This is a genomic window from Aquimarina besae, assembly GCF_042434905.1.
In the GTDB taxonomy this organism is placed as follows: Bacteria; Bacteroidota; Bacteroidia; order Flavobacteriales; family Flavobacteriaceae; genus Aquimarina.
This window is the reverse complement of the sequence record NZ_CP170199.1, coordinates 5,067,849-5,084,007: the sequence shown is the minus strand read 5'-3', so window position 1 is coordinate 5,084,007 and position 16,159 is coordinate 5,067,849. Positions and strand designations below refer to the sequence as shown.

The 16,159-nt window shown below is 35.0% G+C and carries 18 protein-coding genes; 11 read left to right on the top strand and 7 right to left on the bottom strand.

What is annotated here, in order from left to right:
• Nucleotides 1-21: 21 nt before the first annotated feature.
• The 4 genes from ACE94K_RS22560 (at nucleotide 22) to ACE94K_RS22545 (ending at nucleotide 4,073) form a co-directional block, all read left to right on the top strand.
• Nucleotides 22-882: a M57 family metalloprotease gene (locus tag ACE94K_RS22560; protein ID WP_378178017.1), complete on the top strand. Its 861-nt coding sequence runs from the start codon at nucleotides 22-24 to the stop codon at nucleotides 880-882.
• Nucleotides 883-1,202: 320 nt separating this feature from the next.
• Nucleotides 1,203-2,042 (top strand): hypothetical protein, encoded by an 840-nt coding sequence (locus ACE94K_RS22555; protein ID WP_378178014.1) that lies wholly within the window; start codon nucleotides 1,203-1,205, stop codon nucleotides 2,040-2,042.
• Nucleotides 2,043-2,263: 221 nt separating this feature from the next.
• On the top strand, nucleotides 2,264-3,019 hold the full coding sequence (locus tag ACE94K_RS22550) for an isocitrate lyase/phosphoenolpyruvate mutase family protein (RefSeq protein WP_378178011.1): 756 nt from the start codon (nucleotides 2,264-2,266) through the stop codon (nucleotides 3,017-3,019).
• Nucleotide 3,020: 1 nt separating this feature from the next.
• Entirely contained in the window at nucleotides 3,021-4,073 is a 1,053-nt protein-coding gene (locus ACE94K_RS22545; protein ID WP_378178010.1) for a bifunctional transcriptional activator/DNA repair enzyme AdaA, read from the top strand.
• 123 nt (nucleotides 4,074-4,196) lie between these two features.
• On the opposite strand, the gene ACE94K_RS22540 is transcribed toward ACE94K_RS22545, so the two are convergent.
• Nucleotides 4,197-5,267, bottom strand: coding sequence for a methyltransferase domain-containing protein (locus ACE94K_RS22540; protein ID WP_378178007.1), 1,071 nt, complete (start codon nucleotides 5,265-5,267; stop codon nucleotides 4,197-4,199).
• Between the two features lie 200 nt (nucleotides 5,268-5,467).
• Between ACE94K_RS22540 and ACE94K_RS22535 the strand changes: the two genes are divergently transcribed.
• From ACE94K_RS22535 to ACE94K_RS22515, 5 genes are all read left to right on the top strand, one after another.
• A complete protein-coding gene (locus ACE94K_RS22535; protein ID WP_378178004.1) occupies nucleotides 5,468-5,770 on the top strand; it encodes a hypothetical protein in 303 nt (100 codons plus the stop codon).
• A 25-nt stretch (nucleotides 5,771-5,795) separates the two neighbouring features.
• Nucleotides 5,796-6,206 carry a DUF3010 family protein gene (locus ACE94K_RS22530; RefSeq protein ID WP_378178001.1) on the top strand — a complete coding sequence of 137 codons (411 nt, stop codon included), beginning with the start codon at nucleotides 5,796-5,798 and terminating at the stop codon, nucleotides 6,204-6,206.
• Between the two features lie 91 nt (nucleotides 6,207-6,297).
• Nucleotides 6,298-7,677 carry an exonuclease domain-containing protein gene (locus ACE94K_RS22525; RefSeq protein ID WP_378177998.1) on the top strand — a complete coding sequence of 460 codons (1,380 nt, stop codon included), beginning with the start codon at nucleotides 6,298-6,300 and terminating at the stop codon, nucleotides 7,675-7,677.
• 95 nt (nucleotides 7,678-7,772) lie between these two features.
• Complete coding sequence (locus ACE94K_RS22520) at nucleotides 7,773-8,495, top strand: alpha/beta hydrolase (protein WP_378177995.1); 723 nt, start codon at nucleotides 7,773-7,775, stop codon at nucleotides 8,493-8,495.
• Nucleotides 8,496-8,687: 192 nt separating this feature from the next.
• The gene (locus ACE94K_RS22515) at nucleotides 8,688-8,870 is read left to right on the top strand and encodes a hypothetical protein (protein WP_378177992.1); all 183 of its coding nucleotides are present in this window, start codon (nucleotides 8,688-8,690) and stop codon (nucleotides 8,868-8,870) included.
• Between the two features lie 71 nt (nucleotides 8,871-8,941).
• On the opposite strand, the gene gcvP is transcribed toward ACE94K_RS22515, so the two are convergent.
• The gene (gene gcvP / locus ACE94K_RS22510; protein ID WP_378177989.1) at nucleotides 8,942-11,794 is read right to left on the bottom strand and encodes an aminomethyl-transferring glycine dehydrogenase; all 2,853 of its coding nucleotides are present in this window, start codon (nucleotides 11,792-11,794) and stop codon (nucleotides 8,942-8,944) included.
• 135 nt (nucleotides 11,795-11,929) lie between these two features.
• Here gcvP and ACE94K_RS22505 point away from each other — a divergent pair, with 135 nt between their 5' ends.
• Nucleotides 11,930-12,757 (top strand): hypothetical protein, encoded by an 828-nt coding sequence (locus ACE94K_RS22505; protein WP_378177987.1) that lies wholly within the window; start codon nucleotides 11,930-11,932, stop codon nucleotides 12,755-12,757.
• Here the strand turns inward: ACE94K_RS22505 and ACE94K_RS22500 are convergent.
• Genes ACE94K_RS22500 through ACE94K_RS22490 form a run of 3 tightly spaced genes read right to left on the bottom strand, consistent with a single transcriptional unit; the run spans nucleotide 12,746 to nucleotide 13,857 of the window.
• Nucleotides 12,746-13,000 carry a hypothetical protein gene (locus tag ACE94K_RS22500; protein WP_378177984.1) on the bottom strand — a complete coding sequence of 85 codons (255 nt, stop codon included), beginning with the start codon at nucleotides 12,998-13,000 and terminating at the stop codon, nucleotides 12,746-12,748. The two genes, ACE94K_RS22505 and ACE94K_RS22500, sit on opposite strands and share 12 nt — an antisense overlap.
• Before the next feature lie 35 nt (nucleotides 13,001-13,035).
• The gene (locus tag ACE94K_RS22495) at nucleotides 13,036-13,296 is read right to left on the bottom strand and encodes a glycine dehydrogenase (RefSeq protein ID WP_378177981.1); all 261 of its coding nucleotides are present in this window, start codon (nucleotides 13,294-13,296) and stop codon (nucleotides 13,036-13,038) included.
• A 6-nt stretch (nucleotides 13,297-13,302) separates the two neighbouring features.
• Complete coding sequence (locus ACE94K_RS22490; RefSeq protein WP_378177979.1) at nucleotides 13,303-13,857, bottom strand: sigma-70 family RNA polymerase sigma factor; 555 nt, start codon at nucleotides 13,855-13,857, stop codon at nucleotides 13,303-13,305.
• Between the two features lie 174 nt (nucleotides 13,858-14,031).
• Here ACE94K_RS22490 and ACE94K_RS22485 point away from each other — a divergent pair, with 174 nt between their 5' ends.
• Entirely contained in the window at nucleotides 14,032-14,595 is a 564-nt protein-coding gene (locus tag ACE94K_RS22485; protein ID WP_378177976.1) for a hypothetical protein, read from the top strand.
• A gap of 194 nt (nucleotides 14,596-14,789) precedes the next feature.
• Here the strand turns inward: ACE94K_RS22485 and ACE94K_RS22480 are convergent, their stop codons facing one another.
• The gene (locus ACE94K_RS22480; protein WP_378177974.1) at nucleotides 14,790-15,245 is read right to left on the bottom strand and encodes an SRPBCC family protein; all 456 of its coding nucleotides are present in this window, start codon (nucleotides 15,243-15,245) and stop codon (nucleotides 14,790-14,792) included.
• Complete coding sequence (locus ACE94K_RS22475) at nucleotides 15,242-16,159, bottom strand: TIGR01777 family oxidoreductase (RefSeq protein WP_378177971.1); 918 nt, start codon at nucleotides 16,157-16,159, stop codon at nucleotides 15,242-15,244. The genes ACE94K_RS22480 and ACE94K_RS22475 overlap by 4 nt, the downstream gene beginning before the upstream one ends.

Genomic DNA, 16,159 nt, shown 5'->3' with positions numbered 1-16,159 from the left:
TACTATTAAAACCACAACCAAATGAAAAATTTAAAATTATTGGCGCTTTGCGCGATTATCTCAGGATGTTTCTTATCCTGTCAAAACGAAGACATTTCTGACACTGCCATTGAAGAGGTAGCAGAACAACCTACGCAAGAACAGTTGGATAAACTATCTAAAATGGGGATCAATACAGAAACAGTAACTATAGAAGAGATACCGTTACCTGATGGATCCAAAGTAAAACACTTGGTGTCAGAGGATATAACGATTCCTGTGAAGGACTTAAAAAGTTATCCGGATTTAGTATCTACAGATGGAGATAATAAGCAATATCGATCTGATTACATCGTAGCACCACCGTACAGAAACATTAGGATTCTGGGTTGGACCGGTACAGGTTCGATTTATGATCTTACACCTAAAATGCAGACAGCATTAGCCTGGGCAGTGGCAAACTATAACGCTTTGCCAAATACGCTAAATTTTACACTTACTTATGGTAATAACCAATCACAAGCCGATATGGTGGTGTACAGAGTCATCGGAGGAGCAGGAGGGTCTGCAGGATTTCCAACATCGGCAGGTAGGCCTAATAGATATGTGCGTATCAACTCTGGATTGGATAGTAATACCTACAGTTTTGATGTGGTAGAGCATGTAATAGGTCACGAAATAGGACACAGTGTTGGCTTTAGACATCAAGACTGGTACAATCGATGGAGCTGTAATTATACAGGACCACTTCCTGCAGAACCATCAGTAAGTCCCGCAGCGATCTGGATCCCGGGTACACCTTGGTCTCCTTATGCAGATTCTATTATGTTAGGTTGTTTTGGCACAGGAGAAGATGGTGAGTTTACTCAGTCTGATAAAGATGCTTTGAATATTTTATATTAAAAAATAATAAGAGGTAAATTCTTAATGAGTAAGGATAGCAAATTCAATTTGCTATCCTTTTTTTGTAATAATGATTTAATGTGTATCGCTCGCTTGATTGCCCTGAGAAATCAACAGAATTTCAGGATATTTAATTTCGTATATAAATGCTACTGATAAAATCATTTTCTTAACTGAATTCAGGGTTTTTTCTTACTGCATTGAATTCACTGTAATCAGGGATTTAGTAAGGTTTTTATATTAGTAATTTTGAAAATAATTTTGATAAAGCTTTCCGCGGAGCCCAACTATCAAGCACATAAATCTTTAAAAACACACTTATGAAAAACCATTTTTTAAAATTTATTTTATTCAGTATTACCTTATTCAGTATTATTTCCTGTGAGAATGAATCGGATGAAGATTTATTACTGTCTCAAGATAACAACATTGTAGTACCTAAAATTACTCCAAATGATGATTTAAGCTCTCTGGATTTTGATAATAAATCATCAGAAAATCAACCTTTTATAGAGTATTGGGAGCGTCTTAATGACGGGATAACCTCTTTTGAAAGAACAGGAAATTTTACCATTGATGGAGAGGTGGTCATTGACAAAAAAGTGACTGAAAAGAATCTAAGAAATTATGAACGTAAAGTTTTTATCACTTGGCATAGAGGTACTAATTATATTTATATGGAGAAAGATGGTCTTTCTATCGCACTTCCTCTATGGAATAAAGAAAAATATGCTCGTGCATATTGGTGGAATAAAAGTACCAATCAATGGATTACCTGGAGAGAATTTAAATATAGAGCCTATACTAACTCAGAGTATAGACAAATAACTGTTTATAATTCATCACGCCCTATACCTTCAAATTGGATTCGTTACTCTTCTTCCACCACTGGTGGTAATTCTAATGTTGTTGGTTATATTGGTAATGCCGTACATAGAAGTACACTAGGGATTCATCCAACAGCTACGGTGCCAAATGAATGGATTTTATATTCCAGTTCATCTGATAATAAAATAATTAGATTTTTAGGTGTGCCTGAAGTTGGTGATACTACCACAACACGAATGGGTAATTTAGTGCTGCCAAATGGCTGGCGATATATAGGATCAGAAACAACAGCAATAGGAATTGTTCTATACACTATAAAGTATCTTCCTTAACCATATCTTCTGTACAACCTAATAAAGTGTTAGGTAAAAGTAAAAACCGGCAAGAATAGTTCTACTTGCCGGTTTTTACTTTTGTTAGAAAATTTATTGGATAATTGATCGCTAAAAAATGTCACCGCTTATATATCAGTAATAAATAAAAAAAATACGCGTCCAGTTTTCGGTTGTCAGCCTCATTATATCATCGGTACTTTGTATAAAAACAAAAACCGATGAATTTTAAAGACTTACATCATCAAAAAAAACCATTACTATTAGGAAACGTTTGGGATGTGCCCAGTGCCAAAATAGCCGAAAAATTAGGATTTCAAGCCATAGGAACTTCAAGTGCTGCAATCGCTAGCCTTTTAGGATACAAAGATGGAGAGGAAATGGATTTTTCTGAACTCCTGTATTTTGTAAAACGAATCAGAGCAAATACCAATTTACCACTATCTGTAGATATGGAATCCGGTTATAGTCGAGATGCAAAAATTATTGCAAAATATATCAAACAACTTGCGGATATAGGTGTGGTAGGAATCAATATAGAAGATAGTATTGTTACCGGCAAAAGATTACTTCTAGATCCGATAGTATTTTCAGAAATGATTAGCGATGTAAAGAACATGCTTTCAAAAGAACATATCAATATCTTTTTAAACGTACGTATCGATACCTTTTTGTTAGGACATTCAAATCCCTTACAAGAAACCAAAAAAAGAATTCGGTTGTATGAAAACACTGGTGCCGATGGGATTTTTACTCCTGGTGCAGAAAATGAATCGGATATCAGAGAAATTGTAACTTGTACACCATTACCAATTAATGTGATGTGTATGCCTAATCTTTCTGATTTTGAAACCTTAGCGGACCTAGGCGTACAACGAATTAGTATGGGTAATTTTCTATTTGATAGGATGTACAGTCAGTTAGAAAGCACCGCCAAAGAGGTCGTAGCCCAACAATCATTTCAATCCATTTTTTAAGATGTTGATTACAGAAAACAAAACGATAGAAACATATTATAAGGCGTTGCTAGAACGAAAAGAGAGTTTTGTAGGGATCTTTTTTGTGGGCGTAAAAACGACTTCTGTTTTTTGTATCGCTACCTGTAGAGCCAGAAAACCGAAATTAGAAAATGTAGAATTCTATACCTCGTTTAAAGAAGCATTGGATCATGGATACCGACCTTGCAAAATTTGTAAGCCCACCGAAAACGCGAATGAAGCACCGGAACCCGTAGAAAAAGCGATTACGCTGGTGAAGCAAAACCCAAAGGAGAAAATCACAGATGATCAGTTACGAAAATTAACCATTAGTCCAGAAGTAGTGAGACGATGGTTTAAGAAGAATTACGGAATGACGTTTCAGGCGTATCAGCGGATGTATCGGATTAATAATGCTTTTCAGGAGTTAAAAAAAGGAAAAAATGCTACCCATACTGCTTTTGATTCGGGGTACGAATCCTTGAGTGGTTTTGGGTATACGTTTAAAAAAGTAATCGGAAAATCTCCTCAAAAAAGCACAGATAAGACCCTTATTTTAATTAGTCGATTGACAACGCCTTTGGGCCCTATGTTTGTATGCGCTACAGAAAAGGGAGTATGTTTGTTAGAATTTGTAGACAGGCGCATGCTGGAAACGGAGTTTCAGGATTTGCAAAAGCGATTACAAGCGCAGATCATAGCGGGAGAAAATGATCATATGAAACAAGCTAAAAAAGAAATCACCGAATATTTTGAAGGAAAAAGAAAAACCTTTGAGGTTGCCTTAGAAACCCCGGGAACAGAGTTTCAAAATACCGTTTGGCATAGTTTACGAGAAATCAAATACGGACAGATGACTACTTATCAACAACAAGCAGAAAACATTATGAAACCCAAAGCGGTTAGAGCAGTAGCGGCTGCAAATGGTTGTAATAGAATTTCGATCATTATTCCGTGTCATAGAGTTATCGGAAAAGATGGAAGCATGACCGGTTATGGCGGTGGTATAGAACGGAAGCAATGGCTGTTAGCCCATGAAAGTAAGAACCTCTAGTGCGTTTTCTAAAAAGTAGATCTATAGCACGAAATAGGAACTTTAAACTCAATAGTTTTTTAAAGATGTAAAAGTGTTTTAGTATTCATGCTGTTTTTTAAACATTCACCATCCTTATCTAAATTATTGTATGTTGGCCGTAGCCTTAAAAAAAGTGTAGCAAAAGGTTCCTCCTTTAGCTGTTTTATAAAGATCTTTGATGCCATCCTCCATATCTGATTTTGAAATTATTTTTTTAAGAAGTGCCTCTTCTTTTATTCCTTCAATCATAGCAGTAAAGGTATTTTTAATAAAACCTTCTACCATCTCAGGTTTTGATTCATCAACATAGACTTGCCGAGGATTTACATAGATATCTGTAAATCCAGCATCAGATAGTAATGGGAAAAGCTGTCGCCCTATATTGGCGTTTCCTTTATTCTGTTTTTGTAAATCAACTTGAGCCTGAATGGATTTTTTTGCTGCATCGCTATCAGGATAAAAGAAAGTAGAACCGTGATCACCTTCGATTATGGTTATTGTCCCCTGTTTTTTTAGTACTCTTTTCAACTCCAGGAGAGCTTGATAAGGTTTTGCCAGATGCTCTAAAACAAAACAGATAAAGATGTGATCAAATGATTCGTCATCAAATGGTAAGTCAAAAATATTTTCTTGCTGAAATGTAACATTTTTTATTCCCAAAGAATCAATAGTTTCCTGTGCTTGCATTATTGATTTTTCAGATAAATCGATGGAAACAAAACTACAATTAGGGTTTTTAGAACTAATGATTTTGGTTTGTGCACCTACACCACATCCTGCTTCCAGAATCAAGGATCCTTCCTTCCATATCGTATCCCAATGTAACAAATCAGAGATCGTCTTTGCTTGATTATTCAATCGTATCGATTCTTCATCAGAATATCCATGAACATATGTTTTTAATTGTTCTTGGTTGATTTGAGAAATACGATTTTCAAGATGATCGAATTGCACTAAAATTTCTTTTCCGGCATCTCTAAACTCTTTTCCGGCAGGTGTAAAATGTAACTTATTATTGATACGATGAAAAATCTGAACACCAAGACTTGATTCTAGTTCTTTTAGTTGGTGACTCAAAGCAGATGGTGTTAGACACAATTTGTCTGCAGCTTTACTTAAGGAACCAACCTTTGCTACCATATCCACTAATTTTAAATGTCGTACTTCGATCATGTCATTTGCCTTTAACTTCAAAAGTATATGATATCTATAGAAATCAACAAATTGTTAGTGTGAAAAATAGTAATACCTATGTTGAATTTAATTCATAACCTTTAATATTATTAAAATTATATCCTGTTACAATTGCTTAGTAATTCATTTAGATCCTGGCAGAATCAGGATAATCTGTATTTTAGTGTAAAATTTGATAAATGATTCATTTATCCTTACTTTTTAAAAGAATGGCTAAATCAAACGTAATCAAATCAGATAAAATAAAAAACATATGTCATTTTTTAGAAAGTAAAGGCAGTAATATCTCTTATTTTGGGAAAGCCTGGTCTAATATCGACGCTAACTGGATATATTTCGATTGCGAATTGAATATTAAAGAGCTCATAGAATTGTTTGACCCTTTAAGGCAATTGTTAATTCACGAAAATAAAGATCCGCGTTCGGGGCTAGAAAAAGGTCTTATTGATCCTGAGACGGGAGAAGGAATTATGGGATTATAAAAAGTAACCTTTAAGAGACTTATTCATGAAAGTAATCGGAATCGAAATCGATAAAAAAAGAGCCATTTGTGTAGTATTATCCAAAGATGATCAGGGCAATTATACCAATGATACGGGCAAAACCAAATATGTTGAAATAAAGGATGATCAAAATAATCAGGAGATACAGAATTTTAAAAAAGAAATTCACGCACTGTTTGATGCCGTGCAACCAGACCAAATAGCGATAATCAGCCGGCAGACCAAAGGAAAGTTTGCAGCCGCTTCGGTTTCATTTAAATTAGAAGCCTTGATTCAATGTTATGAGAAAGCAACAATAGGTTTTGTTTCTAAACAAACCTTGACTGCTTACTATAAAAAGAATGAATTTTCGGTAATATTTGATAATGCTTACCAAGAAAATGCAACTCGACTGGCCGCATATGTGTTGAGATAATTATCTTGATCAATAGGAATTTTTCCATTGCATAAGGAAAAATTCCAAATATCAAATATTTCTTTTAGATTTGTATTCCAAAAAAAATGTAATGTCAGAAAAACTATATGCTGTTATCGATGTTGAAACCACAGGTAAAGGTATTCACGGAAATCGTATCACAGAAATCTGCATTGTATTATTGAAGGGAAATACAATTATAGATAAATTTACCTCACTGGTAAACCCCGAATGTAATATTCCACCTTTTATAACAGGTCTTACAGGGATAGACAACGATATGGTGCGTGATGCGCCTAGATTTAATGACATAGCCAAAAGAATAGTAGAAATGACAACAGGGGCTATTTTTGTGGCTCATAATGTAAACTTTGATTACAATGTGATTAGAGGTGAATTTAAGAGACTAGGGTATTCTTTTGTTAGAAGAAAATTATGTACCGTTCGTTTATCCAGAAAGTTGATTCCCGGAATGTTTTCCTATAGTCTCGGAAAACTTTGTTCGTCGCTTAATATACCTTTAGAAGATCGACATCGGGCAGAAGGAGATACCGATGCTACAGTTATTCTTTTTCAGCGCATTCTAAGTCTAGACCCTGAGTTTACTATCATCAATAAGTTCTTGAACGTTCGCTCTAAAGAAGCAACCTTGCCACCGCATCTCAAAGCAGATAATATAGAAGCACTACCAGAGGAAACAGGCATTTATTTGTTTAAAGATCAGAAAGGAAAAGTCATCTATGCCGGGAAAGCAAAAAACATCAAACAGCGGGTAATTAGTCATTTTTATGATAAAAAAAACAAGGAATATGCCCTAGGCCAAGAAACACACTCTATAGACTACGAAGTAACCGGCAATGAGCTTATAGCATTATTGTTGGAATCAGAAAAAATACAAAAACACTACCCAAAATTCAACAGAGCTCAAAAAAAACCAGTCGCACCGTATTGCATTATATTTTATACAAACCGAAAAGGAGTAATTCAATTAGCTATCGATAGGTCACACTCAGTGGATCATTCTGTAGAGATATTTTATACGAGAGCAGAAGCGATAGAAAAACTAGAGCAGCTTTGCGAAACATATCAACTATGTCCTAGATATTGTAGTTTGCAAAGTACCACAGAGCGCTGTTCTCACTACAAGATTAAGAATTGTAAAGGGGTTTGTATGGGTGAAGAATCTGTTGCTTTATATAATATGCGAGTTCAAAAAGCACTGGCCTCTTTGCGAAAAGATCAAAAAAGTTATTTTATAAAGGAAAAAGGAAGAACTTTTAATGAGCAAAGTTTTGTGATGATTCAGGATGGTGTTTATAAAGGATTTGGATACATTCAGCAAGATGAGCAAATTGTAAATGTGGAAGATTTCGATAATTTTTTAAATCTACAGAAACATACGTATCATACCACCAAAATAATTAAAAGCTATTTGCGTAAAAATGGGGATAGAAACATTGTTCCGATATAGGGTTTCTTTTAATCCGTTTAAAAATTATAGCAAAATAGCATCCACCAAGTGGATTATTCAGTATTTTGAGAATCATTAATCAATTGTTCTTATTTATGAAAAACATACTGTCCGTAGCAATTACACTCCTAACATTAGCAGTTTATAGTCAAAAAACCATTGATTTTCCGTCAAAAGATGGACTGATGATAACCGCCGATGTATATGAAGCAGACAATAGCAATCAGTTTATTATATTATTTCATCAGGCTAAATGGAGTCGGGGAGAGTACCTGGAGATCGCCCCAAAACTTACTAAGTTAGGATATAATTGCCTAGCAGTAGATCAACGATCTGGTTTGATAATAAATGAAAGATTAAACCATACGGCCAGAGAAGCCAAAAAAAATGATAAAAAAACGGGATACATTGATGCATATCAGGATGTAGAGGCAGCGATAGCCTATGTAAAAGAAACGTATAACCCTGAGAAAATTATTATTTGGGGGAGTTCGTATTCTTCTTCATTGGTATTGAAATATGCTGGAGATCATCCAAATGCTATCCACGGTGTGGTATCATTTTCTCCTGGAGAATACTTTACACCAAAAAACTTCATTACTACTAGTGCAGCTAACATTAAGGTTCCTGTATTTATTACTTCTGCAAAGAACGAGAAAAAGAACTGGTCTGATATCTATGAAGCAATTCCTTCAGACAAAAAACAATATTTTCTACCCGCAACAAAAGGTAATCATGGATCCAGAGCTCTTTGGGAAACCTTTTCTGATCACAGAAGCTACTGGATCGCGGTTAAAGACTTTTTAAAAACAATATAATGATCTACTTGATTTTGGAATAGCTTGTAATTACAGGGGTCAAATGCCAAAATGACTTTGAAATCTCAAAAAATGTCATTATTTTTAGATGTATAAGTAAAAAATAAAGGAAACAATAAGATTTGCCTATGGAATGAAATTTGAAATTAGAAAATTGATTTTTTATGGTTTATGATGTTAAAATTTTAGATTATGGAAAAACAACCTATCAAAGTTCAACTTGTTGGGAAGAACAAGGATCGATATCAAATTAAGTTTCCCAATTTAGAAATTCCGGTAGAGGTCAATAAGCATTTATATAACAAAATGTTATATAGTGATCAATACCAATTTAGAAATGTCACCAGAGGTGTCAAAAAAGCATATGCAAGTTGATGTACGTAAAAATAAAAACAAGGTCAGTAATTTGTTGTTACTGACCTTGTTTTTTTATGAAATACGTGATTTTATACTTCTTCCATATATTCTTCGATAGGTGCGCAAGTGCAGATTAAATTTCTATCACCGTATGCATCATCTACACGTCTTACCGTTGGCCAGAATTTGTTATCTGACACGTATGATAATGGATATGCAGCTTGCTCTCTGGTATACGGGAAATCCCAAGTATCTGCTGTTAACATGGCCAGAGTATGTGGTGCATTTTTCATTACATTATTAGGATTGTCTGTGCTGGCTTCGGCAATTTCTTGACGGATGCTGATCATTGCATCACAAAAACGATCCAATTCTGCTTTGCTCTCACTTTCTGTAGGTTCTATCATAATAGTTCCGGCTACAGGAAATGAAACAGTTGGCGCATGGAATCCATAATCCATTAATCGTTTTGCGATATCTGTTACTTCAATTCCGTGTGCTTTAAAAGGACGACAATCTACAATCATTTCATGAGCTGCACGACCTCGTTCTCCAGAATATAGTGTGCTGTAATGTCCATCTAGTCGTTCTTTGATATAATTTGCATTAAGAATTGCATATTCTGTAGATTCTCTAAGACCTTCCTCACCCAGCATTGTAATATATCCATAAGATATCAAACAAGCTAAAGCTGATCCCCAAGGCGCAGCAGAAATTGCAGTAATCGCCTGATCTCCTCCTGTTGTTATAATTGGATTACCCGGTAAAAATGGTACTAGTTGTTTTGCAACACAAATAGGGCCAACCCCAGGTCCGCCACCACCGTGAGGGATCGCAAACGTTTTATGCAAATTTAGGTGACATACATCGGCTCCAATCGCCCCCGGATTTGTTAACCCTACCTGAGCGTTCATATTGGCACCATCCATATACACCTGACCGCCATTATCGTGGATTATCTGGGTAATTTCTTTGATAGCAGACTCATACACTCCGTGAGTAGAAGGGTATGTTACCATTAAGGCAGAGAGATTATCCTTATATTTTTCAGCTTTTTCTCTAAGATCTTCTACATCAATATTTCCTTCTTCAGTAGCTTTGGTCACTACTACTTTCATTCCGGCCATCACCGCAGAGGCAGGATTTGTACCATGAGCAGATGAAGGAATTAAACAGATATTTCTATGATGATCACCTCTTGCTTCGTGATATGCGCGAATCACCATCAATCCGGCAAATTCTCCTTGAGCTCCCGAATTAGGTTGTAAAGAAGTAGCTGCAAAACCAGTAATCTCTGTTAATTGATCTTCCAGTTTTTTTAATACTTCCTGATATCCCTGTGCTTGTTCTATCGGAGCCATTGGGTGAATATTACCCCATTGCGGATCGCTTAATGGAAGCATTTCTGACGCAGCATTTAATTTCATAGTACAAGAACCTAACGGAATCATAGAATGATTTAAAGAAAGATCTTTTCGTTCTAACTTTTTGATGTAACGCATCAGTTCTGTTTCAGAATGATAGGTGTTAAATACTTCGTGGGTTAAAAACTCTGAATTTCGCTTTATAGTATTCGCAATATTTGCCGATGCTTCATTAAAGTTTAGTTTTATACTTTCTTTTCCGGCAGCTTTTGCAAAAATAGATACGATTACATTTAAATCTGAAATAGAAGTTGCTTCGTTTAAAGAAATAGAAACCGTGTTTGCATCCGGATAGTAGAAATTTACTTCACTTGCTTCAGCTATGTCTTTAATAGTGTTTGCATTCGTTTTGATTCGGATAGTGTCAAAAAATATACTATTCAACTGTTCGTATCCTAGTTTTTCTAAACCACTTGCTAAAAGGTTTGCAGAGGCGTTTACTTTATTAGCAATGTATTGTAAACCATCTTTTCCGTGATAAACGACATACATCCCCGCCATAACGGCTAATAAAACCTGAGCTGTACAAATATTAGAGGTTGCTTTGTCTCGTTTTATATGTTGCTCTCGGGTTTGCAAAGCCATACGTAAGGCGCGATTGCCATTCATATCTTGTGTTACTCCAATAATTCTACCCGGGATATTTCTTTTATATTCTTCTCTGGTTGCAAAATACGCCGCGTGTGGTCCTCCGTATCCTAACGGAATTCCAAATCGTTGTGTTGTACCAACTACTACGTCTGCTCCAAAACTACCTGGAGATTTAAGAACCACAAGGCTTAGGATATCGGCGGCTACCGCAACTTTTATATCTGATTGATGCGCTTTTTCTACAAATTCTGCATAATCATACACTTGTCCGGATACTCCGGGATATTGCAAAATTGCACCATAAAAATCGGTTGAAAAATCAAATTTTGTATGATCACCAACTACCAATTCTATACCTAATGGTATTGCTCTGGTCTTTAATAATGAAAGTGTTTGTGGTAAAATTTCTTCAGAAACGAAAAATTTATGAGTGTTTTCTTTTTTCTGAGTTCTGGATCTTACTGCAAACAGCATGGTCATCGCTTCTGCAGCTGCAGTACTTTCGTCCAGTAAGGAAGCGTTTGCTAATTCCATACCTGTAAGATCACAAACCATCGTTTGATAATTTAACAGTGCCTCGAGTCTACCCTGGGCAATTTCTGCTTGATAAGGGGTATAGGCAGTATACCAACCCGGGTTTTCCAGAATATTACGTTGTATTACTGCGGGTAAGCTTGCTTCGTGATATCCCAAACCGATATACGTTTTGAACACCTTGTTCTTAGCAGCTAATTTTTGAATATGAGCAGAATATTCTTGTTCGCTCATAGCCTCATCTAATTGTAATGGGGTCTTTAATAAAATGTCATCAGGGACAGTCTCGTGGATAAGTTGCTCCATAGAATCCGCCTTGATCGTATTCAACATATCATTTAGATCTTTTTCTGAAGGACCTATATGACGTAACTTAAATGAGTCAGTTTTCATAGCAAAAAAACAGTTGAGATTGAAAGCGCAAAAGTACATATTTAATCCCTAAAATTTTCACAATTAATTAACCTAACACTACCAAGTTTTTAACCAACTTGGACTGTTATTAACAGATTCCCCTATTTTTGAAACGTGAAAACCTTAAAAAGTATATTTAGTTTTTATATAAACAGTAGTATCCATGTCGCATTAGCGATAGCTGCTTTGGTAAAACTAACTTTTTTAAAGTTCGAAATTTTAGGAGGGGATACATATATTTATTTCAGTTTTGTTGGTGCAATTGTGGCATACAACTTTGTAAAATATGCTAATATTTCAAAATTATATCACCGGCGACTAACTAAATCCATGACCGGTATCAGAATACTTACAATTATTTGTGCTTTTTTGTATATGTATTTTGGATATCAAGTATCACTTGATACCTGGATGTATATGTCTCCCTTTATTGTATTAACCATTCTTTATGCTGCGCCTGTTTTTCCAAATAAGAAAAACCTGAGAAGTGTAGCAGGAATTAAAATTTTCATCATCGCTGCTACCTGGACAGGAATCACAGCATTTATACCAGTTGTCTATGCAGAAGGAAGTTTTGGTTTTGATATGAATGTAGAAATCATGCAACGTTTTATATTTATTGTGGTGATTATGTTGCCCTTTGAGATTAGAGATTTACCTTATGATGAAAAGGAGTTGGAAACGATTCCTCAAAAAATTGGTATTACAAGGACTAAGGTTTTTGGAAGTGCTTTATTGGTCATTTTTTTATTGCTTACAGCTTTTAAAGATGAACTTTACGCCACCGAAATTATAAGCACTATCGTTATTACTATTATTAGTTTGTTGTTTTTGTGGGCTACAGATAAAAAACAATCGGAATACTTCTGTTCCTTTTGGGTAGAGAGTATTCCGATTATGTGGTTGTTTCTATTTGCTCTTCTACAACATCTACTTGGCTAACTTTTTCTGTAATTGTTCTTTCATTTCTTGTTTTATAGAAGCTTCAATCACTTGAATATTAGATTTTTTTATTGTCTTAGTAAGCTGCGTATTCCTCTTAGAGTATGCTCTGGTTACCTGGCAATACAGTAATCTGATATTCAATTTGATAATTTCTATTAGGGAAGCTTCGCCATACTGATTTTTATCGCATATAGACTTTGCCTGCTCACAGGAAATTAAAAGAGTATTGTTTGTTTTCATTACAATGTTAAATATTACTTGGGGACTTTCTTACTTTAATTTTGTTCAGACATTTTTTTCTTTAGTTGCTCTTTCATTGCATCCTTAGCTGATTTGTCGATACTAACAACATTAGGATCCTTGAATAATTTGGTTAATTTCGTATTCTTAGCCGTATATTTTCTGCAAGCCTTACAATAAATTAAATGAATATTTAATTTTACTTTTTCCCAAAAAGAAGACTCTTTATATTGACTTTTATCGCAGATGTGATTTGCATCTTCACAACTTACAAATATTTTGTTTCCTGTACTCATGTGTATTTAAAACCAGTTTTTTTCCAGGCATTCTGCCATCGCGGTACGAGCACGATGGATGATTACCCATAGGTTAGACGCAGTAATATCGAATTCATTACAAATTGCTTCTGTATCAAATCCTTGTATTGTTTTCATAGAAAAAATACGAGCTTGCTTTTCGGGTAATTTGCCAATACAATTATGAATGGCAACTCCCAGCTCTTTGTTTTCAATCTCTCCTTCGGCATTTTGGTCAAAAGGATCAGCTACTCTTTCTTCAAGCCAATCTCCTTCACTTTCGCCATCGTTAGCATAGTTCATGCGCACTTCTGCCTTACCCTTGTTACTATTTATTTTTCTGTAATGATCAATGATTTTTCTTTTAAGGATTGAAATAAGCCAAGTTCGCTCGCTAGCTTCTCCTTTAAAGTTTTTCATGGATTTAAGACCGGCAAAAAAGGTCTCTTGCACTAGGTCTTGTGCAATTTCTCTGTCGTCAACCCTAACTATTGTGTAATTAAATAAATAATCACTGTATTTATCTATCCACAAATTAGGGTCTATCGTGTGTGTAGGCATAGTTTATGAGCTCTTTTCCTCAAAAATAGGATAAAAAGTTGAATCTCAAATAGGTTTAAACCATTGAATTGTAGAAGAATTTGTTAAAGAGATCTTACAAAATACCGGTAATTGGGTATTTTTTGGATATGAATATGACTTTATGTTTGTGTAAATCATTTTAAAAATAAAGTCATGAAAAAAATTACATTGCTTATCGCAATTCAACTGCTATTGGTATCCGCAATGCAAGCGCAAGAAGTTGAAAAAAACTTTGTTCCATATTTTATTGAGAACGGAAATGTAACTTCATTTGAGCGCAAAGGAGCAAAAATGGAAGCCAAAGCTATCGGATTTGGATACGGTGGAGTTAATCAATACTTAACCATTTTTAATAGTAAATATGCTAGCGTAAGATTTAAACCTAATCAGTTACCAAAATTTATTATATCGCTGGACGAAGAAATTGATCCGTTTGATATCGTGGTAATATCCAAAGCGGATATCGTTAAAAAACGGAAAAAATACAGACGCTTCATACAAAAAGGAAATTCTATGGGAGGAGGAAGTAAGGATATCAGTCAACACCTTATTACACCGAAACTTAAAAAAATAGAAGGAAATCTTTATGAGATAGTTATGCCTCCTTTAATGCCTGGTGAATACGCTTTCCAACCAATTTATAAAGGTGTAGAAGCAAATAATATTATGGGCACATCGGGAGAAGTGCGTATTTATTGTTTTGGAATTGATGAGTAAGGTGGCATAAAAATCTGGGAAGATTATAATTGGGAGTTGTTTACCTGGAAAGGTTATTTGATAGATTACTCACTGAATGAGCTAGATACTATTAATGAGAAATGGCGGTCATAAATAGGGCTCCGCCGGAATTGCCCAAGAAGGTAAGTTCAGAAAGTTGATATCACTACTTTTCAGGTAAACTCTTAATTATACTATGTTGTTTCCTCGGTTTTCATTTTTATAAATTGGTTTCTTGTAGAAAGGAATTGAGTTAAATGGTTCTTTAAAAATAATCGGTCAAAAAGCCTTCCTAAAAAACCATAAGGAGTTTTGTATTCCAAAAGATCAATCATTTCCGTTCCGGTTGAGGTTTCTTGAAAAACATGTTGATGTTTAAAACTACTAAAATGACCACGAACCATTTTGTCTATAAAGTAGGTTGGAAATCTTAAGGATGTTATTTTGCTTTGATGTGTTAGATAAAGTCCAAAATGTTTGCCTCTCCAGGTGACAGTTTCATATAGGTCAATCAATCCAGAAGTTTTTCCGGCAATAGCTTTCTCTTTTGTATGCGTTGCAGAATCCATATGGAGATCAATGCTTCTGGCAGCATTAAAAACAATTTCTAAGGGTGCTTCGATATTCGTGATCAATTGAATTTTAGTCATGAGTCCAATGTTAAGTTGATGATAGCGTCGGTAAGGTTGGGATACTGAAATTGAAATCCGTGATCCTGAAGCTTTTTTGGAATAACATTTCTGCTTTTTAAAATCAATTCGGTTTCTGTTTTAATCAGTATAGCGCCAATTTCCAACAATGGTTTGGGGAGAGGTATACCAAATGGAATTTTTTTAACAGTTCGTAAGGTTTTCATTAAACCATTATTATCTGTTGGCTTAGGAGCAACAATATTAACAGAACCTTCGATTGCTGGATTTTCAATAATAAATTCCAGACTTCTGGCAAAATCTGTTTCATGAATCCAACTGAATTTTTGGTTTCCTTTTCCTTGTTTTCCGCCAAAACCTATTTTTACTAAATTGAGTATGGGTGGTAATGCACCACCGTTTTTTCCTAAAACTATAGAAGTTCGTAACGCTACTTTTCTTGTTGTTGGTGTCGGTTGAGAAAAGAAAGTGTTTTCCCAATTAGTAGCTACGTTTACAGAAAAACCAGTTCCGATCTCACCATCGATTTCATCCATTTCTTTATCCAAAGAATGTCTATAGATGGTAGCTGTAGATGAGTTGAGCCAAACTTTAGGCGGATTTTCACATGTAAGAATAGCTTTGCCTAAAATCGCCGTGGAATCTATTCTGGAAGAAAGAATAAGATCTTTGTTCTTTTGATGATATCGGCAATCAACAGATTTTCCTGTCATGTTGATAAGAACATCTGCACCCTCAAGCTCTTGATTCCATGCTCCAAGAGTTTTAGCATCCCAATGCACATATTTGATGTTTTCGATGGATTTATTTTTTCCACGAGTAAGGATCACAATAGTTTCTGCTTTATTTTTAAAGTACTCGACCAAAACGTTTCCTAAGAAACCTGTTCCAGCTGCTATAATTAGTTTTTTCAT

Coding starts and splice junctions, on each gene's coding strand:
- ACE94K_RS22535 (WP_378178004.1), top strand. CDS start 5,468: ATGATTCATTTATCCTTACTTTTTAAAAGAATGGCTAAATCAAACGTA.
- ACE94K_RS22495 (WP_378177981.1), bottom strand. CDS start 13,296: ATGAGTACAGGAAACAAAATATTTGTAAGTTGTGAAGATGCAAATCAC.
- ACE94K_RS22530 (WP_378178001.1), top strand. CDS start 5,796: ATGAAAGTAATCGGAATCGAAATCGATAAAAAAAGAGCCATTTGTGTA.
- ACE94K_RS22490 (WP_378177979.1), bottom strand. CDS start 13,857: ATGCCTACACACACGATAGACCCTAATTTGTGGATAGATAAATACAGT.
- ACE94K_RS22545 (WP_378178010.1), top strand. CDS start 3,021: ATGTTGATTACAGAAAACAAAACGATAGAAACATATTATAAGGCGTTG.
- ACE94K_RS22555 (WP_378178014.1), top strand. CDS start 1,203: ATGAAAAACCATTTTTTAAAATTTATTTTATTCAGTATTACCTTATTC.
- ACE94K_RS22500 (WP_378177984.1), bottom strand. CDS start 13,000: ATGAAAACAAACAATACTCTTTTAATTTCCTGTGAGCAGGCAAAGTCT.
- gcvP (WP_378177989.1), bottom strand. CDS start 11,794: ATGAAAACTGACTCATTTAAGTTACGTCATATAGGTCCTTCAGAAAAA.
- ACE94K_RS22550 (WP_378178011.1), top strand. CDS start 2,264: ATGAATTTTAAAGACTTACATCATCAAAAAAAACCATTACTATTAGGA.
- ACE94K_RS22480 (WP_378177974.1), bottom strand. CDS start 15,245: ATGACTAAAATTCAATTGATCACGAATATCGAAGCACCCTTAGAAATT.
- ACE94K_RS22540 (WP_378178007.1), bottom strand. CDS start 5,267: ATGATCGAAGTACGACATTTAAAATTAGTGGATATGGTAGCAAAGGTT.
- ACE94K_RS22525 (WP_378177998.1), top strand. CDS start 6,298: ATGTCAGAAAAACTATATGCTGTTATCGATGTTGAAACCACAGGTAAA.
- ACE94K_RS22515 (WP_378177992.1), top strand. CDS start 8,688: ATGGAAAAACAACCTATCAAAGTTCAACTTGTTGGGAAGAACAAGGAT.
- ACE94K_RS22475 (WP_378177971.1), bottom strand. CDS start 16,159: ATGAAAAAACTAATTATAGCAGCTGGAACAGGTTTCTTAGGAAACGTT.
- ACE94K_RS22560 (WP_378178017.1), top strand. CDS start 22: ATGAAAAATTTAAAATTATTGGCGCTTTGCGCGATTATCTCAGGATGT.
- ACE94K_RS22485 (WP_378177976.1), top strand. CDS start 14,032: ATGAAAAAAATTACATTGCTTATCGCAATTCAACTGCTATTGGTATCC.
- ACE94K_RS22520 (WP_378177995.1), top strand. CDS start 7,773: ATGAAAAACATACTGTCCGTAGCAATTACACTCCTAACATTAGCAGTT.